Below are 23,789 nucleotides of genomic sequence, written 5' to 3'. Positions count from 1 at the left end.
GGCCGCTGTGCCTGCACCGGCCGCGCCGGCCACCGGCCCCATCGTGCAGGCGGGTGCCAGCCCGCGCCTGACGGTGCACGCAATCGACACCTACTTCGGTTCGGCAGCGGCCGGCCTGCGCATCGACTTCAGCAAGCGCGAAGGCGAGGGCTGGAAGCTGATCCGAAGCGTGGTCACCAATGCCAACGGCCGCTCCGACGAGCCCCTGCTGGTCGGGGACAGCTATCAGAGCGGCGAGTACGAACTGGTGCTGCATGCGCAGGAATACTTCGAGCGCCGCAAGGCCAGCCTGCCGACGCCGCCCTTCCTGTCGACGGTGCCGGTGCGCATCCGCATCGCGGACGTGTCGCAGCGCTTTCACCTGCCGATCCAGCTGGGGCCGTGGAGCTACAGCTACTCGCGCGGGAGTTAGGCCCGCCCCCCAGGCTGCGCGGACTGCGTTCGCTTCGCCAACCCCCTCGCGGATTTTTTTGACAAGGAGTGCCCCCATGACCGGCATCACGACGCATGTTCTGGACATCCACACCGGCCGCCCCATGGGCGGCGTGCAGGTCGAGCTCTACGACCTGGCCAGCGATCCGCCCGCGCGCATCGCGAATGCGCGCACCAATGCGGATGGCCGCACCGACACGCCCATGCTGCCCGGACAGGCGGCGCGCGCAGGGCACTTCGAGCTGCGCTTTCATGTCGGCGACTATTTCAAGTCGGCCGACGTGCTGACCGAGGTGGTGCCGGTGCGCTTCCGATTGTTCGACGCGAAGCAGCACTACCACGTGCCGATGCTGTGCGCGCCCTGGTACTTTTCCACCTACCGCGGCAGTTGAACTTCCTGCTGCCTGCCAAGCCACGAATTTCTTCAATGACGACTCAAGACCCCCAAGCAGAAAAGTACATGGTCGACGCCATCCGCCTGGCCATGCGCAACGTGCGCGAGCGCAAGACCTGGCCCTTCGGCGCCGTGCTGGTGCGGGGCGGCAAGGTGCTGGCCAACGCCGTCAACGAGGTCGACGCCCTGTGCGACCCCACGGCCCATGCCGAGATGCAAGCCGTGCGCATGGCCGCCAAGGCGCAAGGTGGCACCGACCTGTCGGGCAGCGTGGTGTATGCCAGCGGCTACCCCTGCTCGATGTGCCTCACGGCCATGTACCTGGCCGGCGTGAAGGAGGTGTACTACGCCTACTCGAATGAGGACGGCGAGCCCTACGACCTGTCGGCCGCGCGCGGCTACGTGGAAATTGCGCGCCCCATCGAGGAGCGCGAGATGCCCCTGCGCTCGCTGCCCGTGCGGGACGAGGGCGAAGACCTGTACGAGGCGTGGGAGCGCGCGACGCGCTGATCTCCGCTACCGCCGCAGGTCCAGCGTGAACGGAAACTCCCGGCTCCCCGCCACTTCGATGGTGGCCGGCGGCGTGCTCACCAGCCCCGGCGTGTGGCCCATGCGCGAGAAGCGCGCATGGCGCCGGCTCTCCGCCTCGTAGGCATTGACCGGGAAGGTGTCGTAGTTGCGCCCGCCCGGGTGCGCCACGAAGTACTGGCAGCCGCCCAGCGAGCGCTTCATCCAGGTGTCGATCAGGTCGAATGTGAGCGGCGCATGCGCGCCGATGGCCGGGTGCAGCGACGAGGGCGGGTTCCACGCCTTGTAGCGCACGCCCGCCACGAATTCGCCCACGGTGCCGGTGGGCTGCAGCGGCAGCACGCGGCCGTTGACGGTGACGACGTGGCGGCTTTCGTTCAGGCCGGTCACGCGCACCTCGATGCGCTCCAGCGACGAATCCACATAGCGCACGGTGCCGCCGATGGCGCCTTCCTCGCCCATCACGTGCCAGGGCTCCAGCGCATTGCGCAGCGTCAGCTCCACGCCCATCGACTGCACCTGGCCCACCATCGGGAAGCGGAACTCCAGGTGCGGTGCGAACCAGGCGGCGTCGAACGCAAAGCCGGCGGCATTCATCTCGGCGATGACGTCATCGAAGTCCATCTTCACGAAGGTCGGCAGCAGGAAGCGGTCGTGCAGCTCGGTGCCCCAGCGGGTGGCAGGGGCCGAATAGGGCTGGTCCCAGAAGCGGGCCACCAGGGCACGCAAGAGCAGTTGCTGCACCACGCTCATGCGGGCGTGCGGCGGCATCTCGAAGGCGCGCAGTTCCAAGAGGCCCAGGCGGCCGGTGCTCGAATCGGGCGAATACAGCTTGTCGATGCAGAACTCGCTGCGGTGGGTGTTGCCCGTGACGTCGATGAGGATGTTGCGCAGCGTGCGGTCCACCAGCCAGGGCGGCATGTCCTGCCCGTACTTTTCGCGGTTCTGCGCGATCTGCCTGAGTGCAATCTCCAGTTCGTAGAGCTGGTCGTTGCGTGCCTCGTCCACGCGCGGCGCCTGGCTCGTCGGGCCGATGAAAAGGCCCGAGAACAGGTAGCTCAGGGACGGGTGGTTGTGCCAGTACAGCAGCAGGCTGGCCAGCAGCTCGGGCCGGCGCAGGAAGGGGCTGTCGGCCGGCGTGGCGCCGCCCAGCACGAAGTGGTTGCCGCCGCCGGTGCCGGTGTGGCGGCCGTCGGTCATGAACTTCTCGGCGCACAGGCGGGTCTGGAAGGCCGCGTCGTAGAGGAACTCGGTGTGCTGCACCAGTTCGCGCCAGTTGTGGGCGGGGTGGATGTTGACTTCGATCACGCCGGGGTCGGGCGTGACCTGCAGCAGCTTCAGGCGCGCGTCGCGCGGCGGCGGGTAGCCTTCCAGCACGATCTTCACGCCCAGATCTTCGGCGGTCGACTCGACGGCGGCGAGCAGGTCGAGGTAGTCCTCCAGCCGGGCCAGCGGCGGCATGAAGACGTAGAGCACGCCCGATGCGCTGCCCACTTTCTCGGCCGCCGGGCCGTTGGCGCGGCGCGGGTCGCGCACTTCCACGCACAGGGCGGTGCGGGTGATGCCATGGGCCGACTCGCCGCGTCGCGGTGCGGCGGCCTGGCCGGGCGCGCCTGCTTGCCGGTCCGCGCCGGGGCCCGAGATGCCGCCTTGCAGCTTCAGCGCGGCCGGATGGGCGCCCGCCGAAGCGGGGCCGAAGGCGTAGGGCAGGGCGCCCAGGCGCTGTGAATCGGGGCTGGTGGCTGCAGGTCCGTCATAGCGGCCCTGCAGCGCCTGCGCGCTGGGCAGGTTCTCCAGCGGCGCATTGGGGTCGCGGTCGATCAGGTACGGGTAGTCGGTCTTGCGCGTCCAGGGCTGCGAGTCCAGCGGCAGCCGGTAGCCCATGGGCGAATCGCCCGGCACCAGGTAGAGCCGGTCGTCGCGCAGGAACCAGGGGCCGGTCTTCCAGCCGGGGCCGGCCAGTGCCGGCGCCCCCAGGTTGGCGTTGGCCGGTTCGATGGGCAGCATGTAGCCGATCACCGCATCGAGCTTCTGCGTGAACACGCGGCGCAGGCGGGCGCGCTCGAGTTCGTCGTCGAGCTTGGAGTCGAAGGGGTCGACGTTCACCGGCAGGCGGCGTTCGCGCCAGAGGAAGTAGTAGACGTCCTCGTAGCCGGGCTGGATGAAGTCGGTGGCCAGGCCCAGCTTGCGGGTGAGCGCATGGATGAAGCGGTCGGCGTCGGCGCTGGTGTAGTGCGTGGGATGGCGTTCGTCGGCGAAGAGTTCGGGGTTGCGCCACACGGGCTGGCCGTCGGCGCGCCAGAAGATCGACAGCGCCCAGCGCGGCAACTGCTCGCCCGGATACCACTTGCCCTGGCCGAAATGCAGGAAGCCGCCTTCGCCGTACTCGGCGCGCAGGCGCTGCACCAGCTCGGTGGCATAGCCGCGCTTGGTCGGACCCAGCGCGTCGGTGTTCCATTCTGGTGCATCGCGGTCGGTGGTGGCCACGTAGGTGGGCTCGCCGCCCATGGTCAGGCGCACGTCGCCGGCGGCCAGCTTCGCATCCACCGCGTCGCCCAGGGCCAGCACGGCCTGCCACTGGTGGTCGGTGTAGGGCTTGGTCACGCGCGGGGCCTCATAGATGCGCGTGACCTTCATCTCGTGGCCGAACTCCACCTCGGCTTCGTCCATCAGCCCTTCGATGGGCGCGGCGCTGGAGGGCGTGGGCGTGCAGGCCAGCGGGATGTGGCCTTCGCCGGCCAAGAGGCCCGAGGTGGCGTCCAGCCCGATCCAGCCGGCGCCGGGCAGGTACACCTCGCACCAGGCGTGCAGGTCGGTGAAATCCACCTCGGTGCCGCTGGGGCCGTCGAGCGACTTCACGTCGGGCGTGAGCTGGATCAGGTAGCCCGACACGAAGCGTGCGGCCAGCCCCATGTGCCGCAGCAGCTGCACCAGCAGCCAGCCGGAGTCGCGGCACGAGCCGCTGCCGGCCTCCAGCGTGTGCTCGGGCGTCTGCACGCCGGGCTCCATGCGGATGAGGTAGCGCACGTCCTGCTGAACCTGCTGGTTGAGCTTGACCAGGAAGTCGATGGTGCGCTGCTCGCCGCGGTCGATCTTGTCGAGGTAGGCGGCCACCAGCGGCGTGGCCGGCTCCACGGCGAGGTAGGGCGCCAGTTCCTGCGCCTGGGCCGCCGTGTAGTTGAAGGGGAAGTTTTCCGCCTGCGGCTCCAGGAAGAAGTCGAAGGGGTTGTAGACCGCCATCTCCACCACCAGGTCCACCGTCACCTTGAACTCGGTGGTCTTCTTCGGAAACACCAGCCGCGCCAGGTAGTTGGCGAACGGGTCCTGCTGCCAGTTGATGAAGTGCTCCGCCGGCTCGATGCGCAGCGAGTACGAGATCACGTTGCTGCGGCAGTGCGGCGCCGGGCGCAGGCGCACGACCTGGGGCCCCAGTTGCACCGGTCGGTCGTACTTGTAGTGCGTGACGTGGTGGAGCGCGGCGTGGATGGACATGTTTCTCCTGACTGGGCGAGGGAACCGGCGCCGGCAACGTTGCCGATAGACAGTCCGACGCATACTAGCGGACAAGAATGCAAGTAGTGCGCCAAACAAGGCGCCGCCAGGGAGGTGGAGTTGTCCGAACACAGGGATGCCGCGCGCGCGGCATGGCCCTTCGCGGCCATGGCCGGGTGGTTGCTGGGCTGCGCCGTGCAGTTGCAGCAGCCGCTGCTATGGGGCTGGGCGGCCTATGCGTCGCTGCTGGCGCTGGGCGGGCTGGTGGCAGGGGCCATCGTGCGGCGGCGCAGGCATTGGACGCGCTTCGTGCTGCTGGCTGCGCTGCTGGCCGGTGCTTCTGCCGGCGCCGGGCTGACCGGCCTGCGCGCCTGCCTGTTTGCCGCCCAGGCCATCGACCCCGCCGACGAAGGGCGCGACCTCACGCTGGTCGGTACTGTTTCGCAGATGGCGCAGCAGTTCGACGGTGGCATCCGTTTCAGGCTGGCGGTGGACGAGCCGCCGCCCGGCATGCGCCTGCCGCCCTTGCTGTCGCTGAGCTGGTATGCCGATGGCGCCGCAACCGGCGCGGCCCCGCGCGCCGGGGAACGCTGGCGCTTGAACGTGCGGCTGAAGGCGCCGCACGGCAGCCGCAACCCGCATGGCTTCGACTACGAACTGTGGGCCTGGGAGCAGGGCGTGCAGGCCACGGGCTACGTGCGCCAGGGCACCGGCGCGGCGGCGCCCCTGCGGCTGTCGTCGGGTTGGGCGCATCCGGTGGAGCAGGCGCGCGAAGCCACGCGCGCCGCCATCGAGGCGCGCGTGCCCGACGCACGCGTGGCCGGCGTGATCTCGGCCCTGGTGGTGGGCGACCAGTCCGCCATCGAGCGTGCCGACTGGGACGTGTTCCGCGCCACCGGTGTCGCGCATCTCATGAGCATCTCGGGCCTTCACGTCACCTTGTTCGGCTGGCTTGCCGCGGGCGTCGTCGGCGCCCTCTGGCGGCGCAGCGGGCGGCTCATGCTCCTCTGGCCGGCGCAGCATGCGGGCTTGGCGGGTGGCGTGCTGCTGGCCTGGGCCTATGCGCTCTTCAGCGGCTGGGGCGTGCCGTCGCAGCGCACCGTGTGCATGCTGGGCACGGTGGCGCTGCTGCGCATCCTGGGCCTGGGCTGGCCGTGGCCGGTGGTGTGGCTGTGCGCCTGTGCGGCGGTGGTGGCGCTCGATCCTTGGGCGCTCACGCAAGCGGGGTTCTGGCTGAGCTTCGTGGCGGTGGCCGTGCTGTTTGCGGCAGACGCGGGTGGCACGGCAGCAAGCACCGAGGGACCGCTGGCGGCGGCGCGGCGCATGCTGCGCGAGCAGATGGTGCTCACGCTGGCGCTCACGCCGCTGACGCTTCTGCTTTTTCAGCAGGTGTCGCTGGTCGGTCTTGCGGCCAATCTGCTGGCCATCCCCTGGGTGACGCTGCTGCTCATGCCGCTGTCGCTGCTGGGCATCGTGCTCGCGCCCCTGTGGGACCTGGCCGGGTGGGCGACGCAGGTCCTGATGGTCGTCCTGCGCTTGCTGGCGCAGTGGCCCTGGGCGACCTTGTCATGGCCGGCGCCGCCGTGGTGGGCGGCCGCGGGCGGCGTGGCGGGCGGGCTGCTGCTGGCCATGCGGCTGCCCTGGCAGATGCGGTTGCTCGGCCTGCCTCTGTTGCTGCCGGCTCTTCTGTGGCAGCCGCAGCGGCCCGCGGCCGGCGAGTTCGAACTGCTGGCGGCCGACGTGGGGCAGGGCAGCGCGGTGCTGGTGCGCACGGCCGGCCACAGCCTGCTGTATGACGCGGGCCCGCGCTTTCGCGGCGACAGCGACGCCGGGCAGCGCGTGCTGGTACCGCTGCTGCGGGCGCTGGGCGAACAACTCGACCTGCTGGTGCTCAGCCACCGCGACAGCGACCACACCGGCGGCGCGGCCGCCGTGCTGGCCATGCAGCCGCAGGCGGAGCTGCTGGGCGCCATCGAAGGCGGCCATCCGCTGCAGCAGATGCGCCCGCTGCGCCGCTGCCAGGCCGGGCAACAGTGGGCGTGGGACGGCGTGCACTTCGAGGTCCTGCATCCCAAGGCGGGAGAGGTCGCGATGGCGGGCGTCAAGCCCAATGCGCAGTCGTGCGTGCTGCGCATCCGGGGTGCACGAGGCAGTGCGCTGCTGGCCGGCGACATCGAGCGCGAGCAGGAGGAGGCGCTGGTGGCTGCCATCGGCAGGCCGGGCTTGCAGACCGACCTGCTGCTGGTTCCCCACCACGGCAGCAAGACGTCGTCGAGCGGCGCCTTCCTCGACGCGGTGAACCCGCGCCTGGCCGTGGTGCAGGCCGGCTATCGCAACCGCTTCGGCCATCCGGCCAGGGAAGTGCTGGCGCGTTACGAGGCGCGCGGCGTCGCGGTGGCTGACACGCCCTTGTGCGGTGGCTTACGATGGCACAGCGGCGAGCCGGACCGGTGGCAATGCGAGCGGGAGTCGTCGCGGCGCTACTGGGCACATGGAATGCGGACGCAAGAACCGCCTGGGCACCGGCCACGCTGATTCAGGGAGAGGCGCACGCATTGGCCTCGAAATTGCTAAGCATTGAGCAGGAGAGACGGGTCGTACCTATGCACAAATTCGACGAGATGTACGAACAGCTGCCCTATCCGAGCGCAGCGGTTCGCAAGCACTACCAGCGTTACGACCAATGGCTGGCCAAACAGCCGGGCGAGTTGATGCGACGGCGGCGCGAAGAGGCCGAGATGATCTTCCGCCGCGTAGGCATCACCTTCGCGGTGTACGGCGCCAAGGACGAGGACGGTTCGGGCACGGAGCGCCTGATTCCCTTCGACCTTCTGCCGCGCATCATTCCTGCGCACGAGTGGTCGAGCATGGAAAAGGGCCTGGTCCAGCGCGTCACCGCGCTCAACCGCTTCATCCACGACGTCTACCACGACCAGGAGATCATCAAGGCCGGCATCATCCCGGCCGAGCAGATCCGCGACAATGCGCAGTTCCGCCCCGAGATGATGGGCGTGAACGTGCCCAACGACGTGTACTCCAACATCTCGGGCATCGACATCGTGCGCGCGCCCGACGCCGGCGGCAACGGCGAGTACTACGTGCTGGAAGACAACCTGCGCGTGCCCAGCGGCGTGAGCTACATGCTGGAAAACCGCAAGATGATGATGCGGCTCTTTCCGGAGCTGTTCAGCCAGAACCGCGTGGCGCCGGTGGCGCACTACCCCGACCTGCTGCTCGAGACCCTGCGCGCCAGCGCACCGCCGGCCACCGCCGAGCCCACGGTGGTGGTGCTCACGCCCGGCATGTACAACAGCGCCTACTTCGAGCACGCCTTCCTCGCCCAGCAGATGGGCGTGGAGCTGGTCGAGGGGCAAGACCTGTTCGTGAAGGACGACTTCGTCTACATGCGCACCACCCAGGGGCCGATGCGCATTGACGTCATCTACCGCCGGGTGGACGACGACTTCCTCGACCCCGAGGTGTTCCGGCCCGACTCCACGCTGGGCTGCGCGGGCCTCATGCGCGCCTACCGCGCGGGCAACGTCGTCATCTGCAACGGCGTGGGCACCGGCGTGGCCGACGACAAGTCGATCTACCCCTATGTGCCGAAGATGGTCGAGTTCTACCTGGGCGAGAAGCCGATCCTGAAGAACGTGCCCACCTACATGTGCCGAAACAAGGACGACCTGGACTACACCCTGGCCAACCTGAAGGACCTGGTGGTCAAGGAAGTGCACGGCGCCGGCGGCTACGGCATGCTCATCGGCCCGGCGGCCACGCAGGCCGAGATCAACGAGTTCCGCGCGGCGCTGCTGGCCAGGCCCGACGGCTACATCGCGCAGCCCACGCTGAGCCTGTCGACCTCGCCCACCTTCGTGGACGCGGGCATCGCGCCGCGCCACATCGACCTGCGGCCCTTCGTGCTGTCGGCCAAGGAGGTGCAGATGGTGCCTGGCGGCCTCACGCGCGTGGCGCTCAAGGAAGGGTCGCTGGTGGTCAACTCGTCGCAGGGCGGCGGCACCAAGGACACATGGATTCTCGAGGGCGAGCGCAACGGACGGTCCGGCCAGTCGCAATCCCAATCCCAGTCGCAAACGCAATCGCAATCGAGCAACTAGAACCAGGGAGACAAGAACAATGCTGTCGCGAACCGCCGACCACCTCTACTGGATGGCCCGCTACACCGAGCGTGCCGAGAACACCGCCCGCCTGCTGGACGTGAACTACCAGACCTCGCTGTTGCCGCAGTCGGCCGAAGTGGCCAAGTACGGCTGGCAGGGCCTGCTGTCCATCAGCGAGCTGATGCCCGCCTTTGCAGCCAAGCACGGGCAGATCACGCCCGAGGCGACCATGGAGTTCATGGTCAAGGACGAGAGCAACCCCTCGTCCATCCTGTCGTGCCTGCGCGCGGCGCGCGAAAACGCGCGCGCGGTGCGTGGCACGCTCACCACCGAGTCGTGGGAGACCATGAACACCACCTGGCTCGACGTCAACCGCATGCTGCGCGGCGGCGAGTTCGAGCGCGACCCGGGCGCGTTCTTCGAATGGGTGAAGTTCCGCTCGCACCTCTCGCGCGGCGTGGTGCTGGGCACCATGCTGCAGGACGATGCCTTCCACTTCGCGCGGCTGGGCACCTTCCTGGAGCGGGCCGACAACACGGCGCGGCTGGTGGACGTGAAGTTCCATGCGCTCAACACCGAGTTCTTCGGCGCCGCCACGGAAGAAGACCAGGAGTACGACTTCTACCACTGGAGCGCGATCCTGCGCTCGGTCTCCGCCTTCGAGGTCTACCGCAAGGTGTACCGCGACGTGATCCGGCCCGAGCGGGTGGCCGAGCTGCTCATCCTGCGCGCCGACATGCCGCGCTCGCTGCATGCCTGCATGCACGAGGTGGTGATGAACCTGGACAAGGTGCGCAACCAGCAGAGCGCGGAGACGCAGCGGCGCGCGGGGAAGCTGCTGGCGGAACTGCAGTACGGGCAGGTGGAAGAGATCCTGGCCACGGGACTGCATGCGTACCTGACGCAGTTCCTCGACCGGGTGAACGAACTCGGAATGCGGATCAGCCAGGACTTCCTGGTCCCAACGCACTAGCGACCTGCGGGCATGGCGCCGCCATGCCTGCTCCCAGGGGTCCGAGCGTGCTCAGTCCCGCTCGAACAACCGGCCCCAGCCCTGGATGCCCTGCGTGCTCACGCCCAGCGAACGCAGCATCCCCCACACCGTGGTGCTCACCGTGTCCAGCAGCGTGAAGCCGAACTCGGCCTCGGCCCGTTCCGCCAACGGCGCCGCACGCAGGTTGGTGCAGTAGGTCACCACGCCCTGGGGATCGCCCTCGCGGGCCACTTCACCCATCAGCTCGTACAGGCGCTCGGGCTCGACCAGCGCGAAGTCGTGGTTGACCGTGATGCCCAGGTGCCGTTCGGCCACCACCTTCACGCCGATGGCCTCGTAGTTGGCCACGATGCGTTCCTGCACGTCGCCGGTGTAAGGCGAGACCAGTGCCAGGCGCTGGATGCCCATTCGCTCGATCAGCTGGTTGAGCGCCAGGATGGCGGTGGTCGCCCGGATGCCGGTGCGCTCGGTGATGCGCTCGCACAAGCGCAGGTCGGCGTCGAAGCCGCGCCAGCCGGCGGCGGTGCCGCTCCAGCCGATCACGTCCACCTTGGCATCGGCCAGCAGTTCGGCCGCGGCCAGGATCTTGCTGTCATCGAACTGGCCCAGCGCCTGCTCCGAAAGCGAAATCTCCGTGACGGTGAAGCGCGAGAAATGGGCGCTGCAGCCGGGCACTTCGGCCGCCAGGGCCGAGGTGAGGGGCTCCAGCGCGGTATTGGAAGAGGGCGTGAGCACGCCCAGGCGCAGGGGACGGGTCATTGAAGGAGTTTCCTTGGGTGGCGTTGGGATTATGAGACTGGTTTGTACATCACTGTCGACAAAACTGTAAACAGTAATTTTTCAGAGGAGTTGAAGGTTTTCGCCAAGTATGAATAAACGCTGAACGCGTTGCTGCGGAACATTGTGAAGACATAGGTGTTATCCATAATGTAAACAACAATGTAGACAATCACAATGCGACCTGAGCCAAGCTGCTCGCGGTCGCATTGGCCGCTGCAGGCAGGGCCCAAGTACCACCACACCACCTTGCGGCGCCGGAAAGCGCCGCCCTCTCAATTGCCTGGAGACAAGCCATGGAAGCACGGATGACGGCCGCGGCCGCAGCCACGGATCAGGCCAGCGCACCCACCAAGGTGCGCTGGAAGATCTTTTTGATGATGTTGATGCTCATCTCGATCAACTACATCGACCGCGCCTCGCTCTCGGTGGCCATGCCGCTGATCGCCAAGGAATTCGACATCGGCCCGGCCGTGCAGGGCCTGCTGCTGTCCTCCTTCTTCTGGACCTATGCCTTCATGCAGATCCCCGGCGGCATGCTGGCCGACCGCTACGGCCCGCGCGGCGTGATCGCCGGCGCCACGCTGGGCTGGGGCTTCTTCCAGGCCATTGCGGCGGCCTGCACCGGCTGGGTCTCGCTGCTCATCACCCGCTTGGGCCTGGGCGCTGCAGAAGCGCCGATCTATCCCGCCGGCGGCAAGCTCAACGGCATCTGGATGACGCAGAACGAGCGCGGCCGCGGCGCCACGCTGCTGGACGGCGGCGCACCGCTGGGCGCGGCACTGGGCGCGCTCATCATCGCGGGCCTGATCGCGCACTTCGACTCGTGGCGCACCTCCTTCGTGGTGGCCGGCGTGGGCACCATGGTGGCGGGCTTCTTCGCCTGGTGGTACATCCGCAACCACCCGCGCCAGCACCCTCACGTGAACGAGGCCGAGGCCAGCTTCATCGAGGCCTCGCACGCCGCCGACCTGGCGGCGGAGCCGGCCAACACCAGCGGCAAGGTGCTGGACTTCTTCAAGTACCGCTCGGTCTGGGGCATGTTCTTCGGCTGGATGTGCTTCAACGCGCTCTTCTATGGCCTGCTGACCTGGATGCCGACCTACCTGTCGAAGGTGCACGGCCTGGACATCAAGCAGATGGGCGGCGCCGTGTTCATCATGTTCTTCTCCGGCTTCGTGGGCGAAATGGTGGGCGGCTGGATCGCCGACAAGTGGCGCGCCGCCGGCGCCTCGCAAGCCAAGGTGCTGCGCACGCTGTTCGGCATCGCCTCGGTGGTGGCCACCATCGCCATCTACAACGTGGCGCGCTTCAAGGACCCGGTCACCGTCGTGATCCTGCTGTCGGTCACGCTGTTCTTCCTGCGCTGGTGCGGCCTGTTCTGGGTGGTGCCTTCGCTGCTGGGCACCCGCGACCGCGTGGGCTTCCTGGGCGGCACCATGAACCTGGGCGGCAACTGCGCCGGCATCGGCGTGCCGATCCTGGTGGGCATCATCGTGCAGGCCACGGGCTCCTACGACCTGGCGCTGATGTTCTTCGCCGCCGCCGGCGCGGGCCTGTTCGTCTGCTCCACGCTGCTGATCGACTACAGCAAGAAGCTGCCGGTCTGAGCATCCCGAACCCTTGATTTTCCGAATGAACAAGAACGAATTCGATCTGGTCGTGCGCAATGCGCGCGTGGCCACCGCCAGCGACACCTTCGATGCCGACATCGGCATCAAGGGCGGTCGCATCGTGCAGCTGGGCCTGGGCCTGCCGGCCGGTGTGCGCGAGATCGACGCCGCCGGCCGCGTGGTCACGCCCGGTGGCGTGGACGCGCACTGCCACCTCGACCAGCCCATGGCGCCGCCCGTGCGCATGGCCGACGACTTCGACAGCGGCACGCGCAGCGCGGCCTGCGGCGGCACCACCACGGTGATTCCCTTTGCCGCGCAGGAAAAAGGCCAGTCGCTGCGCGCCGCGGTGCAGGACTATCACCAGCGGGCCGAAGGCAAGGCGCACGTGGACTATGCCTTCCACCTGATCGTGAGCGACCCCACCCCGAAGGTGCTGAACGAGGAACTGCCGGCCTTGATCCGCGAGGGCTACACCTCCTTCAAGATCTACATGACCTACGACGATCTGAAGCTGGACGACGGCCAGATCCTCGACGTGCTGGCCGTGGCGCGCCAGCACGGCGCCATGGCGATGGTGCATGCCGAGAACGCCGACTGCATCGAGTGGCTGACCAAGCGGCTGGAACTGGCCGGGCGCATCGCACCGCGCTTTCATGCGCACTCGCGTCCCATGCTGGTGGAGCGCGAGGCCACGCACCGCGCCATCTCGCTGGCCGAACTGGTGGATGTGCCCATCCTGATCGTGCACGTCTCGGGCCGTGAGGCGGTGGAGCAGATCCGCTGGGCGCGTGCGCACGGCCTGAACGTGTTTGCCGAGACCTGCCCGCAGTACCTGTTCCTCACCGCCGAAGACTTGGGGCTGGACGACAGCTACCACGGCGCCAAGTGCGTGTGCAGCCCGCCGCCGCGCGACAAGTCCAACCAGGAAGTGATCTGGGCCGGCCTGAACGACGGCCTGTTCACCGTCTTCAGTTCCGACCACGCGCCCTTCAAGTACGACGCGCCCGAGGGCAAGAAGCCCGGCGGCGAGGAAGTGGCCTTCCGCCACATTCCCAACGGCATCCCCGGCATCGAGACCCGCCTGCCGCTGCTGTACACGCACGGCGTGCTGCAGGGCCGCATCACGCTCAACAAGTTTGTCGAGCTGACCTCCACCAACCCGGCCAAGGCCAACGGCCTGCATCCGCGCAAGGGCACCATTGCCGTGGGCGCGGATGCCGACCTGGTGATCTGGCATGAAGGGCAGCGCACCATCCGCAATGCCGACCTGCACCATGCCGTGGACTACACGCCTTATGAGGGCATCGAGCTGCAGGCCTGGCCGGCCTATACCCTGTCGCGCGGCGAAGTGGTCTGGGACGGCGAATTCCACCCGCGCGCGGGTCGCGGCGAGTTCCTGCGCCGCGGCCGCCCCACCTTGCTGCCGAAGAGATGACCGACCGACGAGCGACGCCCAAGGAGTAATGCAAAGATGAAGCTGCTGCTGATCAACCCCAACATCTCGCAGAGCGTGAGCGACCTGATCGAGGCCGAGGCGCGCCGCGCCGCCGCGCCGGGCACCGAGGTGACGGTGATGACCGCACCCTTCGGCGTGGCCTACATCGAGACGCGCTTCGAATCGCTCATCGGCGCCTACGCCACCGCCCAGGTGGCCGGCGAGCATGCCCACAACTTCGACGCCATGGTGGTGGCCGCCTTCGGCGACCCCGGCATCGACGGCCTGCGCGAGGCGTTGGACATCCCGGTGGTGGGCCTGACCGAGGCCGCGCTGATGAGCGCCTGCCTGCTGGGCAAGCGCTTTTCCATCGTCGCCATTTCGCGCCGCATCACCGCCTGGTACCGCGAAGTGGTGCAGGCCAACGGCCTGGAAGGGCGCCTGGCCAGCATCCGCTGCCTGGACACGCCGCTGCGCAGCATCGGCGCGGTGCAGGAAGACCACGGCGAGACGCTGCGCGCGCTGTGCCAGGCCGCCATCGACGAGGACGGTGCCGACGTGATCATCATCGCCGGCGCGCCCCTGGCCGGGCTGGCGCGCTCCATCAAGGACCAGATCCCGGTGCCGGTGGTGGACGGTGTTTCCAGCGCGGTGTGCCATGCGCAGACGCTGGCTTCGCTCAATCCTTCGCCGGCGCGGCAGGGCAGCTTCGCCCGCCCCCCGGTCAAGGAGAACCGCGGGCTGCCGGCCGGCATCGAGCGGCTGCTGGCACGCGATACGGGCCGCTGAAATCCGCCGCCGACGCCGGGCGCGGGCCGCCCGGCGCCTGCGGGTTTCCGGGCGGCCCGATAAGATCGCGCCATGGCACCCAGCAACAAGACCAGCCCCAAGCAGAAAGCGGCTTCCCCCAAGCGTGAAATGAGCGTCGACGAGATCGTCGAGAACATTTCCAACGCCATCCTCGAGCACCGGCTGGTGCCTGGCACCAAGCTCGGCGAGGACCGCCTCGCCGCCATCTACGGCACCAACCGCCCGCGCATCCGCGAGGTGCTGGCCCGCCTGTCGCATGAGCAGGTGGTCGAGCTGGTGCCCCAGCGCGGCGCCTTCGTCGCCAAGCCCACGGTGGAGCAGGCGCGCGAGGTGTTCGAGGCCCGGCGCCTGATCGAGCCCGGCGTGCTCGAGCGGCTCTCGCAGAACTTCGACGAGGAGAAGCTGCGCCGACTGCAGGAGCACCTGGGCAAGGAAGAAGAAGCCCGCCGCACCAACGACAAGCACGCCGTGGTGCGGCTGTCGGGCGAGTTCCACACGCTGCTGGCAGAACTCGCGGGCAATTCGCTGCTGGCGCGCTCCATGAAGGAGCTGTCCACGCTCACCTGCCTGACCATCTCGCTGTACGACGCGCCCACCGCCAACAGCTGCCGGGTGGACGAGCACAGCGCCATCGTCGATGCCATCCGCGCGGGCGACCTGGCGCTGGCGCGCAAGCTGATGCTGCGGCACCTGCAGCACATCGAGGACAGCCTGGACCTGAACAGCGAGAGCGAAGAGGTGGACCTCGAGTCGGTGCTGGGCTGAGGGCGCGCGTCCCGTGTCATCCAGCTGCCCCTCCTGCCTCCAGTCGATGGAGGTGCACCGGTTCGCCACCCGCGTCGGCGGGTCGGTCGAGCTGGACATCTGCTTTGCCTGCCAGGGCCTGTGGTTCGATCCGCGCGAGAACACCCAGCTGGCGCCCGACGCCGTCGTGGCGCTGTTCCAGTTGCTGCACGAGCATCGGGATGATGCCCATCATCCCGTGGGCAGCCGCCTGCAGTGCCCGCGCTGCCGGCAGGTGCTGTCGCACGGCTTCGACGTGGTCAGGAGCGGACGCTACGTCACCTACCGCTGCGCGCAGGGGCACGGGCGCTTTGCCACCTTCTCGTCCTTCATGGTCGAGAAGGGCTTCGTGCGGCAGTTGACCCGGCCCGAGATCGAAGACCTGGCGCGCCGGGTGGGCGCCATCTTCTGCACCGGCTGCGGCGCGCCGGTGGACATCCGCCGTGAGCACGCCTGTCCGCACTGCCGGGCGGCGTTCTCCCTGCTGGACCCCGCCGCGGTGGAGAAGGCGCTGCAGCGCCACGCGCAGGCGGCCCGGCCGGCCGACCCCGCCACGCGCGGCACCGACCTGGCCGATGCCCTGGTGGCCATCGAGCGCGGCCGCTCGCAGGCGCGGCGCGAGGAGCAGAAGGAGCGCCTCGAGGGACTGGACCTCACGGTCGACCTGTGGGCCACGGGCGTGGAATTGGTCTGGCGGGCGTTGATGCGCTGAAGCAGCAGCCGAGGGAATCGCCCCTGCCGGCCATCCGGGTTCAGCCGACGAGATGCGTGAATTGCGATGCCGGAAGGAGACGCCGGAAATCCGCGTCGAAGCTCACGAGGTGTTCGCCTTGCTGGATCACGGCTGCAGCCAGCCAGGCATCGGGAAGATCGTTGGCACGCAGCGACTTCTCCACACACAGCCGGCGAAAGTGCGGCCATTCCGCCCCGAGCATCGGCTGATGCACGCCGGGCGCCGATAGCAGCGCGTCGAGGAAACGCAGGGCTTCCCCGGTCGGTGTCGGATTCACGAAGATCCTGGCATGCGTGACCAACCGCAAGAAGCTTGCGGTCACCATGGGCTGAAGACAGATGACCGAGCCCTTGGAGGCGGCTGCCAGGGCTTGCTGCAGCCAACGGCGTGCCGATGCGTGGTGAGGATGGTCGCTTCGCGAAGCGGCGACCAGCACGTTGACATCGGGCGTCATTCTTCGTCGGCAGCGTCCAGCATGGCCTTGTTGCTGCGGGGGTCCAGGCCGCGCACCAGTCCGCCGCGACCGCGGTAGACAGGCAGAACAGGCGTCTTTTCAGGCGCCTTCTGGGCTCGAAGGCGCAATTGCAGACCCTCTTCGATCAGTCGAGTGAGGCTGGTGTGCTGTTTCGCCGCCAAGGCTTTCGCATCGGCGAGCAGCGCGTCGTTCAAATTGAGCGTGGTCTTCATGCCGGACGAGAATCGAATACAGATATCTGTATTGTACCGACACCGCGAGTAGGCTGCTGTTCTGCTGAATGGCGCCTCAATGTCTATCTGAGGCGTGGTTCGGACCACTGCGGAACTAAATCCTCTCAAGCGACCCGGACGGTTTCCGGCTTCGGCCGGCGTTACCCGAACCCGAACTTGAAAGGAGATATCGCGTCATGTTGTTCCGAGTCGGCCGTTGGCCCGCGCTGCTGCTGAGCGGCTTGTTGTTGTGGTGGGGCGCCTTGGCGCCTGCCATGGCGGCGACACCCCGCATGGTCAGTGCGGCGGTGAATGAACTGAATCTTCGCAATGGCCCCGGCAACAAGTACGAGGCCCGCTGGACCGTGGCCAAGGGCTACCCCTTGAAGGTCGTCTCGGTGCGGGGCAAGTGGCTGCAGGTGAGCGACTTCGAGAACGACAAGGCCTGGGTCTACCGCCCCATGACCAACGCCACGCCGCACCATGTGGTGAAGGCCAAGGTGGCGAACCTGCGGCGTTCGCCCAATACGAAGAGTGCCGTGGTGAGCCGCATGGAATACGGCGACGTGCTGCGCACGCTCTCGCGCCGCGGCGACTGGGTGCAGGTGCGCACCACCGGCGGCCGCACCGGCTGGGTCGCGCGCAACCTCGTCTGGGGCTGGTAGGGCAGCCGCGTTTCAGGCCGCCGTGGCCTGGCGCACGGCGTGTTCCCAGCGCGCCATCGCTTCCTGCGATTGGGCCGCGCTCCAGGTCGGCAGGAAGCGGCGTTCCACCTTCCACTGCCGGGAGAGTTGCGAGATGTCGCTGTACACGCCGCTGTACAGGCCCGCCAGATAGGCGGCGCCGAGTGCGGTGGTTTCGGTCACCTGCGGCCGCACCACCGGTATGCCCAGCAGGTCGGCCTGGAACTGCATCAGCAGGTCGTTCACGCTGGCGCCGCCATCCACCCGCAGTTCGGCCACCGGCGCGCCGCCGGCGGCCACCGCGTCGCGGCTCATGGCCTGCAGCAGGGCGGCGCTCTGGTAGGCGATGCTTTCCAGCGCGGCGCGGGCGATGTGGCCGAGGTTGGTGCCGCGCGTAAGGCCCGTGATGGTGCCGCGCGCATCCGCCTTCCAGTACGGCGCGCCGAGGCCGGTGAAGGCCGGCACCATCATCACACCGCCGGCATCGGGCACGCTTTCGGCCAGGGCCTGCACCTGCGCGCTGCCCTTGATGGCCTGCAGCCCGTCGCGCAGCCACTGCACCACGGCACCGCCGACGAACACGCTGCCTTCCATGGCGTACTGCGGCGTGGCATGGGTCTGCGCGGCGCTGGTCACCAGCAGGCCGTTGTGCGAAGGCTGGAACTCCTTGCCGGTGTGCATGAGCAAAAAGCACCCGGTGCCGTAGGTGTTCTTGGCCATGCCGGCCTCGAAGCAGGCCTGGCCGAACAGCGCGCTCTGCTGGTCGCCGGCCACGCCACCCACCGGCAGCGAGCTGCCGAGCAGGGCGGCGTCGGTGTCGGCGAAATGCGAGCTGGATGGCTGCACGGCCGGCATCAGCGATGCCGGAATCTTCAGCGCGCGCAGCAGTTCTTCGTCCCAGCGGTTGCCGTGCACGTTGAACAGCATGGTGCGCGATGCGTTGCTCACGTCGGTCACGTGCACCCTGCCGCCGGTGAGCTGCCAGATGAGCCAGCTGTCGACCGTGCCGAAGGCCAGCTCGCCGGCTTCGGCCTGCGCGCGCACGCCGGGCACGTTGTCGAGCATCCAGCGCAGCTTGGTGGCCGAGAAGTAGGCATCGATGACGAGGCCGGTCTTCTCGCGGATGGCGGGCTCCATGCCTTCGCTGCGCAGCTGCGCGCACAGCGGCTCGGCGCGCCGGTCCTGCCACACGATGGCGTGGTGCACCGGACGGCCGGTCTTGCGGTTCCACACCACGGTGGTCTCGCGCTGGTTTGTGATGCCGATGGCGCGGATGTCCTTGGCTGAAAGCTTCGCCTTGGCCAGCACTTCGCGTGCGGTCTCGATCTGGCTGGTCCAGATCTCCATCGGGTCGTGCTCCACCCAGCCGGGCTGCGGGTAGATCTGCGTGAGTTCGCGCTGCGCGATGGCCACGATGTGGCCGGCTTCGTCGAACACGATGCTGCGCGAGCTGGAGGTGCCCTGGTCGAGGGCGAGCAGGTAGTTCATGGGCTGGAGCTTCTCATGCCTTGGCGATTTCCAGGCGGGCTTGGGCACGCTCTAACAATTCAGGAAACGGCGGCGGCGGGTCGGCGTCGGTGAACAGGCAGTCGATCTGCGACAGGTCGGCCAGCTGCACCATGGCCGGCCGGTTGAACTTGCTGTGGTCGGCCGCCAGCCAGACCTCGCGGGCCTGGGCGATGATGGTCTGCGCCACCTTCACCTCGCGCAGGTCGAAGTCGCGCAAGCTGCCGTCGGCCTCGATGCTGGAGATGCCGATGACCGCGATGTCCACCTTGAACTGGCGGATGAAGTCCACCGTGGCCTCGCCGATGATGGCCCGGTCGCGCTGGCGCACCGAGCCGCCGGCCACGATCACCTCGCAGTCCGGGTTGTCCGACAGGATGTTGGCCACGTTCAGGTTGTTGGTGATCACGCGCAGGCCGCTGTGGCGCATGAGCGCCTTGGCCACCGCCTCGGTGGTGGTGCCGATGTTCAGGATGAGCGAGCAGCCGTTGGGCACCTTGCTCGCCACCGCCTGCGCGATGCGTGCCTTGCCTTCGGCATGCAGCGTCTCGCGCTGCTGGTAGCCGATGTTCTCGATGGTGGAGCTGGGCACCCGCACCCCGCCATGAAAGCGGGTGAGCAGGCCCGCGTCGGCCAGGCGCTGCACGTCGCGCCGCACGGTCTGCAGGGTCACGCCCAGCATGTCGGCCAGTTGTTCCACTGTCACGGAACCGCGCGAACGTACGGTGTCCAGCAGGTTGATCTGACGCGGATTGGAGTTTTGCAAGGCCATTCGAACGCGTTGTTGCGGCTGCCCGAAGGGGCAGGCAGACTTTAAAACGAAACAAAACGAATCAATGTTTGGGTAAACCCCGAGAAAATACGCATCGGAAGGAATCAAAATGAAAAAATACGAACGGCAAGATGCCGCCCAAAGTGAGAAAGATCACGGAAAGGAATGGGAATCGAGGTGAGTGCAGTTCCTTTTTCTTCGCAATCCGGCAGCGGCCATGATTGCGACGTGCTGATCGTCGGCGGCGGCATCAACGGTTGCGGCATTGCGCGCGACCTGGCCGGTCGGGGATTTCGCGTGCTGCTGTGCGAGAAGGACGACCTGGCCTCGCACACCTCGTCCTCGTCCACCAAACTGATCCACGGCGGGCTGCGCTATCTGGAGTACTACGAGTTCTCGCTGGTGCGCAAGGCGCTGCAGGAGCGCGAGGTGCTGCTCAAGAGCGCGCCGCACATCATGTGGCCGCTGCGCTTCGTGATGCCGCACGACCCGGCGCAGCGCCCGGCCTGGATGATCCGCATCGGCCTGTTCATGTACGACCACCTGGCGCGCCGCGAGGTGCTGCCGGCTTCGCGCGGCATCGACCTGCGCGAACACGTGGCGGGCGAACCGCTCAAGAAGGAATTCAAGCGCGGCTTCGTTTACTCGGACGGCTGGGTGGACGATGCGCGTTTGGTGGTGCTCAACGCCATGGATGCACGCGAACGCGGCGCGCAGGTGCTCACGCGCACCCGTTGCGTGAGCGCGGTGCGCGATGCCGGCGGCTGGAGCGTGGTGCTCGAGGGGCCCGGAGGTCAGCGCGAGGTCCGCGCGCGCGCCGTGGTGAACGCGGCCGGGCCGTGGGCCGAGTCCTTCCTGCGCGGCGTGGCGCGGCCGGCGGCCGGCGAGGCGCTGGCCACCAAGAGCCTGCGGCTGGTCAAGGGCAGCCACATCGTGGTGCCGCGCATCTTCACGCACGACCACGCCTACATCTTCCAGAACCCCGACAAGCGGATCATCTTCGCCATTCCCTACCAGGACAGCTTCACGCTGATCGGCACCACCGACATCGAGATTGCCGGCGACGACCCCGGCGCCGCGCACATCGAGAAGGACGAGATCGACTACCTGTGCGTGCAGGCCAGCCGCTACTTCGACAAGCCGGTCACGCCCGCCGACGTGGTGTGGACGTACTCGGGCGTGCGCCCACTGCTGGACGATGCCTCGGGCGACCCCTCGGCCGTCACGCGCGACTACCTGCTCGAATCCAACACCAGCGCCGCGCCGCTGCTGTCGGTGTGGGGCGGAAAGATCACCACCTTCCGCAAGCTTGCGGAAGACGCGGCCGACGAGGTGAGCCGCATGCTGGGCGAGCCCCGGCCGGCCTGGACCGACGGGGCCTTCCTGGCCGGCGGCGACCTGTCGCCCTGGATCGGGCAGGCCAGCCGGCCCGACGCCGATTTCGAGCGCTTCGTGGACGCGCTGCATGCGCGCTACCCCTGGCTGGGCGGCATGCTGGGCCGGCGCCTGGCACGGGCCTACGGCGCGCGGGTGGACCGCATCCTGGGCGATGCCAAGTCCGTGTCGGATCTCGGCGCCCAGGTGGCGCCGGGCCTGTACGAAGCCGAATTGCGCTATTTGCAGCGCGAGGAATGGGCCCAGACCGGCGAGGACGTGCTGTGGCGCCGCTCCAAGCTGGGCCTGCACCTGGCGCCCGCGGCGCGCGAGCAGGTCGAGCAGTGGATGCTGTCGCACGCTGCACCACCGAACAACAACGAGGCACGGAAGGAGGCCATCTTTGCAGCTCAGCCTTGAGCGCGTCACCAAGCGTGTGGGCGCCCAGACCTGGTTGTACGAACAGAGCATCGCGCCGCACAGCGGCGCGGTGACGGTGCTGCTGGGTGCGACCCAGTCGGGCAAGACCAGCCTCATGCGCCTGATGGCCGGGCTGGACGCGCCCACCACCGGCAAGGTGTTCGTCGACAAGCAAGACGTGACGGGCGTGCCCGTGCGCGAGCGCAACGTGGCCATGGTCTACCAGCAGTTCATCAACTACCCCTCGCTCACGGTGGCGCAGAACATCGCCTCGCCGCTCAAGCTGCGGGGCGACGCCAACATCACCGCCCGCGTGGGCGAGCTGGCCGAGAAGCTGCACATCACGCCCTTCCTGCACCGCCTGCCGTCCGAGCTCTCGGGCGGCCAGCAGCAGCGCGTGGCCCTGGCGCGGGCGCTGGCCAAGAACGCACCGCTCATGCTGCTGGACGAGCCGCTGGTCAACCTCGACTACAAGCTGCGCGAAGAGCTGCGCGAGGAACTGGGCCTGCTGTTCGCCTCGGGCGACTCCACCGTGATCTATGCCACCACCGAACCGGGCGAGGCGCTGCTGCTGGGCGGCTACACCGCCGTGCTCGATGCGGGCGAATTGCTGCAGTACGGGCCGACGTCGGAAGTCTTCCACGCGCCCAAGTCGCTGCGCGTGGCGCGCGCCTTCAGCGATCCGCCCATGAACCTGCTGGCCGGCCAGGCCAGCAGCGCCGGCGTGCAGCTGGGCGGCGGCCTGGCGCTGCCGCTGGACTTGCCGCGCGAGGCGCAGGGCCCGGTGACGGTGGGCCTGCGCGCCAGCGCGCTGGCCGTGGGCAAGCCGGAAGCCGATCGGCCCAACGGCGTGGAGCTGCAGGCGCGCATCACGCTGGCCGAGATCGCCGGCTCCGACACCTTCGTGCACCTGGAAAGCCAGGCGGGCGAGCTGGTGGCGCAGCTCACCGGGGTGCACCGTTTCGGCCTGGGCGAGCTGGTGCTGCTGCGCTTCTCGCTGGCCGATGTCTATGTGTTCGACGCGCGCGGCGACCTGGCCCTGGCCCCCGCGCCCCGCAACGGAAGGTAGCCAGCATGGCCCGCATCGACCTCGACCTGGCCCATGCCTACCGGCCCGATCCGAAGCAGGACAGCGACTACGCGCTGCTGCCGCTGAAGATGAGCTTTGCAGACGGCGGCGCCTATGCGCTGCTGGGGCCTTCGGGCTGCGGCAAGACCACCATGCTCAACATCATCTCGGGCCTGCTCGTGCCCTCGCAGGGCAGCGTGAGCTTCGACGGCCGCGATGTCACGGGGCAGACGCCGCAGCAGCGCAACATCGCGCAGGTGTTCCAGTTCCCCGTCATCTACGACACCATGACGGTGGCGCAGAACCTGGCGTTTCCGCTGCGCAACCGTGGCATTGCCGAGTCGCGCATCCGCGAGCGGGTGGGGCGCATCGCCGAGATGCTGGAGCTGTCGGGCCAGCTGGGCCAGCGCGCGGCGGGCCTGTCGGCCGACGCCAAGCAGAAGATCTCGCTGGGCCGCGGCCTGGTGCGCGAAGACGTGTCTGCCGTGCTCTTCGACGAGCCGCTCACGGTGATCGACCCGCACCTGAAGTGGCAGCTGCGGCGCAAGCTCAAGGAGATCCATCGCGAGCTCAAGCTCACGCTCATCTACGTCACGCACGACCAGGTGGAGGCGCTCACCTTCGCCGACGAGGTGGTGGTGATGTCGCGCGGCCGTGCCGTGCAGGTGGGCACCGCCGAGGCGCTGTTCGAGCGCCCGGCCCACACCTTCGTGGGCCACTTCATCGGCTCGCCCGGCATGAACTTCCTGCCCGCCGAAAGCAGGAATGGGCGGCTGCAGGCGGCGGGCATCGAGCTGGCCGCGCCGGTGTCGCTGCCCGACGGCCCGCTGAAGATCGGCATTCGCCCCGAGCACCTGAGCCTCACCACCGAGCACCATCCCGGCGCGGTGCCCGCGACGGTGCTGCGGCTGCAGGACATCGGCACCTGCACGCTGCTTACGGCGCAGGTGAACGGCGGCGACATGAAGGCCCGGCTGGCCAACGGCAGCGCGCTGCCGGCCATCGGCGACACCGTGTGGCTGCAGGTGCTGGACCTTCGCACCTGCTTCTACCGCAACGAGGAGTTGGTCGCATGAGATTCATTTCCATATTCAACTCCCTCCCCCTCTGGGGGAGGGCAGGGGTGGGGGCATGCGCCGGTGCTGGCATTGCAATAGAGGCCT

The 23,789-nt window shown here is 68.3% G+C and carries 21 protein-coding genes; 15 read left to right on the top strand and 6 right to left on the bottom strand.

Going from position 1 to position 23,789, the window contains the following annotated elements; translation table 11 throughout:
* The 3 genes from uraH (VSO01S_RS20225) to VSO01S_RS20215 form a co-directional block, all read left to right on the top strand.
* The coding region (gene uraH / locus VSO01S_RS20225; protein ID WP_084242000.1) for a hydroxyisourate hydrolase at positions 1-412 on the top strand (412 nt) is incomplete at its 5' end.
* A 76-nt stretch (positions 413-488) separates the two neighbouring features.
* Complete coding sequence (gene uraH / locus VSO01S_RS20220) at positions 489-824, top strand: hydroxyisourate hydrolase (protein ID WP_068644604.1); 336 nt, start codon at positions 489-491, stop codon at positions 822-824.
* A gap of 35 nt (positions 825-859) precedes the next feature.
* Positions 860-1,336 (top strand): nucleoside deaminase, encoded by a 477-nt coding sequence (locus VSO01S_RS20215; protein WP_068644603.1) that lies wholly within the window; start codon positions 860-862, stop codon positions 1,334-1,336.
* Between the two features lie 6 nt (positions 1,337-1,342).
* Here the strand turns inward: VSO01S_RS20215 and VSO01S_RS20210 are convergent, their stop codons facing one another.
* Complete coding sequence (locus tag VSO01S_RS20210) at positions 1,343-4,846, bottom strand: transglutaminase family protein (RefSeq protein WP_068644602.1); 3,504 nt, start codon at positions 4,844-4,846, stop codon at positions 1,343-1,345.
* Between the two features lie 168 nt (positions 4,847-5,014).
* Between VSO01S_RS20210 and VSO01S_RS20205 the strand changes: the two genes are divergently transcribed.
* The 3 genes from VSO01S_RS20205 (at position 5,015) to VSO01S_RS20195 (ending at position 9,940) form a co-directional block, all read left to right on the top strand.
* Entirely contained in the window at positions 5,015-7,381 is a 2,367-nt protein-coding gene (locus VSO01S_RS20205; protein WP_068644608.1) for a DNA internalization-related competence protein ComEC/Rec2, read from the top strand.
* A 68-nt stretch (positions 7,382-7,449) separates the two neighbouring features.
* A complete protein-coding gene (locus tag VSO01S_RS20200; RefSeq protein ID WP_068644601.1) occupies positions 7,450-8,964 on the top strand; it encodes a circularly permuted type 2 ATP-grasp protein in 1,515 nt (504 codons plus the stop codon).
* Between the two features lie 19 nt (positions 8,965-8,983).
* Positions 8,984-9,940 carry an alpha-E domain-containing protein gene (locus VSO01S_RS20195; RefSeq protein WP_068644600.1) on the top strand — a complete coding sequence of 319 codons (957 nt, stop codon included), beginning with the start codon at positions 8,984-8,986 and terminating at the stop codon, positions 9,938-9,940.
* A gap of 51 nt (positions 9,941-9,991) precedes the next feature.
* Here VSO01S_RS20195 and VSO01S_RS20190 read toward each other — a convergent pair whose 3' ends face one another.
* Entirely contained in the window at positions 9,992-10,720 is a 729-nt protein-coding gene (locus tag VSO01S_RS20190; protein WP_068644599.1) for a maleate cis-trans isomerase family protein, read from the bottom strand.
* Between the two features lie 314 nt (positions 10,721-11,034).
* On the opposite strand from VSO01S_RS20190, the gene VSO01S_RS20185 reads away from it, so the two are divergent.
* The 5 genes from VSO01S_RS20185 (at position 11,035) to VSO01S_RS20165 (ending at position 16,094) form a co-directional block, all read left to right on the top strand.
* The gene (locus VSO01S_RS20185; RefSeq protein WP_068644598.1) at positions 11,035-12,348 is read left to right on the top strand and encodes an MFS transporter; all 1,314 of its coding nucleotides are present in this window, start codon (positions 11,035-11,037) and stop codon (positions 12,346-12,348) included.
* A 25-nt stretch (positions 12,349-12,373) separates the two neighbouring features.
* Positions 12,374-13,789 (top strand): dihydropyrimidinase, encoded by a 1,416-nt coding sequence (hydA, locus tag VSO01S_RS20180; RefSeq protein WP_068644597.1) that lies wholly within the window; start codon positions 12,374-12,376, stop codon positions 13,787-13,789.
* A gap of 36 nt (positions 13,790-13,825) precedes the next feature.
* Positions 13,826-14,578, top strand: coding sequence for an aspartate/glutamate racemase family protein (locus VSO01S_RS20175; protein ID WP_068644596.1), 753 nt, complete (start codon positions 13,826-13,828; stop codon positions 14,576-14,578).
* 72 nt (positions 14,579-14,650) lie between these two features.
* Positions 14,651-15,364 carry a GntR family transcriptional regulator gene (locus VSO01S_RS20170; protein WP_084241999.1) on the top strand — a complete coding sequence of 238 codons (714 nt, stop codon included), beginning with the start codon at positions 14,651-14,653 and terminating at the stop codon, positions 15,362-15,364.
* Between the two features lie 13 nt (positions 15,365-15,377).
* Positions 15,378-16,094, top strand: coding sequence for a TFIIB-type zinc ribbon-containing protein (locus VSO01S_RS20165; protein WP_281179847.1), 717 nt, complete (start codon positions 15,378-15,380; stop codon positions 16,092-16,094).
* 40 nt (positions 16,095-16,134) lie between these two features.
* On the opposite strand, the gene VSO01S_RS20160 is transcribed toward VSO01S_RS20165, so the two are convergent.
* Together VSO01S_RS20160 and VSO01S_RS20155 are read right to left on the bottom strand one after the other, a co-directional pair.
* Positions 16,135-16,569: a TA system VapC family ribonuclease toxin gene (locus tag VSO01S_RS20160; RefSeq protein ID WP_068644594.1), complete on the bottom strand. Its 435-nt coding sequence runs from the start codon at positions 16,567-16,569 to the stop codon at positions 16,135-16,137.
* Positions 16,566-16,802 (bottom strand): DUF6364 family protein, encoded by a 237-nt coding sequence (locus VSO01S_RS20155; RefSeq protein WP_068644593.1) that lies wholly within the window; start codon positions 16,800-16,802, stop codon positions 16,566-16,568. Before VSO01S_RS20155 ends, VSO01S_RS20160 begins: the two co-directional genes overlap by 4 nt.
* A 197-nt stretch (positions 16,803-16,999) precedes the next feature.
* Between VSO01S_RS20155 and VSO01S_RS20150 the strand changes: the two genes are divergently transcribed.
* Positions 17,000-17,467, top strand: a complete 468-nt coding sequence (locus VSO01S_RS20150; RefSeq protein ID WP_245684269.1) for an SH3 domain-containing protein — start codon at positions 17,000-17,002, stop codon at positions 17,465-17,467.
* 12 nt (positions 17,468-17,479) lie between these two features.
* On the opposite strand, the gene glpK is transcribed toward VSO01S_RS20150, so the two are convergent.
* The gene (glpK, locus tag VSO01S_RS20145) at positions 17,480-18,973 is read right to left on the bottom strand and encodes a glycerol kinase GlpK (RefSeq protein ID WP_068644592.1); all 1,494 of its coding nucleotides are present in this window, start codon (positions 18,971-18,973) and stop codon (positions 17,480-17,482) included.
* Positions 18,974-18,986: 13 nt separating this feature from the next.
* Complete coding sequence (locus VSO01S_RS20140; RefSeq protein WP_068644591.1) at positions 18,987-19,763, bottom strand: DeoR/GlpR family DNA-binding transcription regulator; 777 nt, start codon at positions 19,761-19,763, stop codon at positions 18,987-18,989.
* Positions 19,764-19,928: 165 nt separating this feature from the next.
* On the opposite strand from VSO01S_RS20140, the gene glpD reads away from it, so the two are divergent.
* Genes glpD through VSO01S_RS20125 form a run of 3 tightly spaced genes read left to right on the top strand, consistent with a single transcriptional unit; the run spans position 19,929 to position 23,702 of the window.
* Positions 19,929-21,557, top strand: coding sequence for a glycerol-3-phosphate dehydrogenase (gene glpD / locus VSO01S_RS20135; RefSeq protein WP_068644590.1), 1,629 nt, complete (start codon positions 19,929-19,931; stop codon positions 21,555-21,557).
* Complete coding sequence (locus VSO01S_RS20130) at positions 21,541-22,626, top strand: ABC transporter ATP-binding protein (RefSeq protein ID WP_068644589.1); 1,086 nt, start codon at positions 21,541-21,543, stop codon at positions 22,624-22,626. Before glpD ends, VSO01S_RS20130 begins: the two co-directional genes overlap by 17 nt.
* A 5-nt stretch (positions 22,627-22,631) precedes the next feature.
* Positions 22,632-23,702: an ABC transporter ATP-binding protein gene (locus VSO01S_RS20125; RefSeq protein WP_068644588.1), complete on the top strand. Its 1,071-nt coding sequence runs from the start codon at positions 22,632-22,634 to the stop codon at positions 23,700-23,702.
* Positions 23,703-23,789: the final 87 nt, after the last annotated feature.

Source organism: Variovorax soli NBRC 106424, assembly GCF_001591385.1.
GTDB classification, from domain to species: Bacteria; Pseudomonadota; Gammaproteobacteria; order Burkholderiales; family Burkholderiaceae_C; genus Variovorax; species Variovorax soli.
The sequence above is the reverse complement of the archived record's forward strand: the minus strand, read 5'-3'. Positions and strand labels throughout refer to the sequence as shown.

What these genes read in the sequence shown, in the direction of transcription:
- uraH (WP_068644604.1), top strand. Translation starts at nt 489, where the DNA reads ATGACCGGCATCACGACGCATGTTCTGGACATCCACACCGGCCGCCCC.
- VSO01S_RS20215 (WP_068644603.1), top strand. Translation starts at nt 860, where the DNA reads ATGACGACTCAAGACCCCCAAGCAGAAAAGTACATGGTCGACGCCATC.
- VSO01S_RS20210 (WP_068644602.1), bottom strand. Translation starts at nt 4,846, where the DNA reads ATGTCCATCCACGCCGCGCTCCACCACGTCACGCACTACAAGTACGAC.
- VSO01S_RS20205 (WP_068644608.1), top strand. Translation starts at nt 5,015, where the DNA reads ATGGCCGGGTGGTTGCTGGGCTGCGCCGTGCAGTTGCAGCAGCCGCTG.
- VSO01S_RS20200 (WP_068644601.1), top strand. Translation starts at nt 7,450, where the DNA reads ATGCACAAATTCGACGAGATGTACGAACAGCTGCCCTATCCGAGCGCA.
- VSO01S_RS20195 (WP_068644600.1), top strand. Translation starts at nt 8,984, where the DNA reads ATGCTGTCGCGAACCGCCGACCACCTCTACTGGATGGCCCGCTACACC.
- VSO01S_RS20190 (WP_068644599.1), bottom strand. Translation starts at nt 10,720, where the DNA reads ATGACCCGTCCCCTGCGCCTGGGCGTGCTCACGCCCTCTTCCAATACC.
- VSO01S_RS20185 (WP_068644598.1), top strand. Translation starts at nt 11,035, where the DNA reads ATGGAAGCACGGATGACGGCCGCGGCCGCAGCCACGGATCAGGCCAGC.
- hydA (WP_068644597.1), top strand. Translation starts at nt 12,374, where the DNA reads ATGAACAAGAACGAATTCGATCTGGTCGTGCGCAATGCGCGCGTGGCC.
- VSO01S_RS20175 (WP_068644596.1), top strand. Translation starts at nt 13,826, where the DNA reads ATGAAGCTGCTGCTGATCAACCCCAACATCTCGCAGAGCGTGAGCGAC.
- VSO01S_RS20170 (WP_084241999.1), top strand. Translation starts at nt 14,651, where the DNA reads ATGGCACCCAGCAACAAGACCAGCCCCAAGCAGAAAGCGGCTTCCCCC.
- VSO01S_RS20160 (WP_068644594.1), bottom strand. Translation starts at nt 16,569, where the DNA reads ATGACGCCCGATGTCAACGTGCTGGTCGCCGCTTCGCGAAGCGACCAT.
- VSO01S_RS20155 (WP_068644593.1), bottom strand. Translation starts at nt 16,802, where the DNA reads ATGAAGACCACGCTCAATTTGAACGACGCGCTGCTCGCCGATGCGAAA.
- VSO01S_RS20150 (WP_245684269.1), top strand. Translation starts at nt 17,000, where the DNA reads ATGTTGTTCCGAGTCGGCCGTTGGCCCGCGCTGCTGCTGAGCGGCTTG.
- glpK (WP_068644592.1), bottom strand. Translation starts at nt 18,973, where the DNA reads ATGAACTACCTGCTCGCCCTCGACCAGGGCACCTCCAGCTCGCGCAGC.
- VSO01S_RS20140 (WP_068644591.1), bottom strand. Translation starts at nt 19,763, where the DNA reads ATGGCCTTGCAAAACTCCAATCCGCGTCAGATCAACCTGCTGGACACC.
- glpD (WP_068644590.1), top strand. Translation starts at nt 19,929, where the DNA reads ATGGGAATCGAGGTGAGTGCAGTTCCTTTTTCTTCGCAATCCGGCAGC.
- VSO01S_RS20125 (WP_068644588.1), top strand. Translation starts at nt 22,632, where the DNA reads ATGGCCCGCATCGACCTCGACCTGGCCCATGCCTACCGGCCCGATCCG.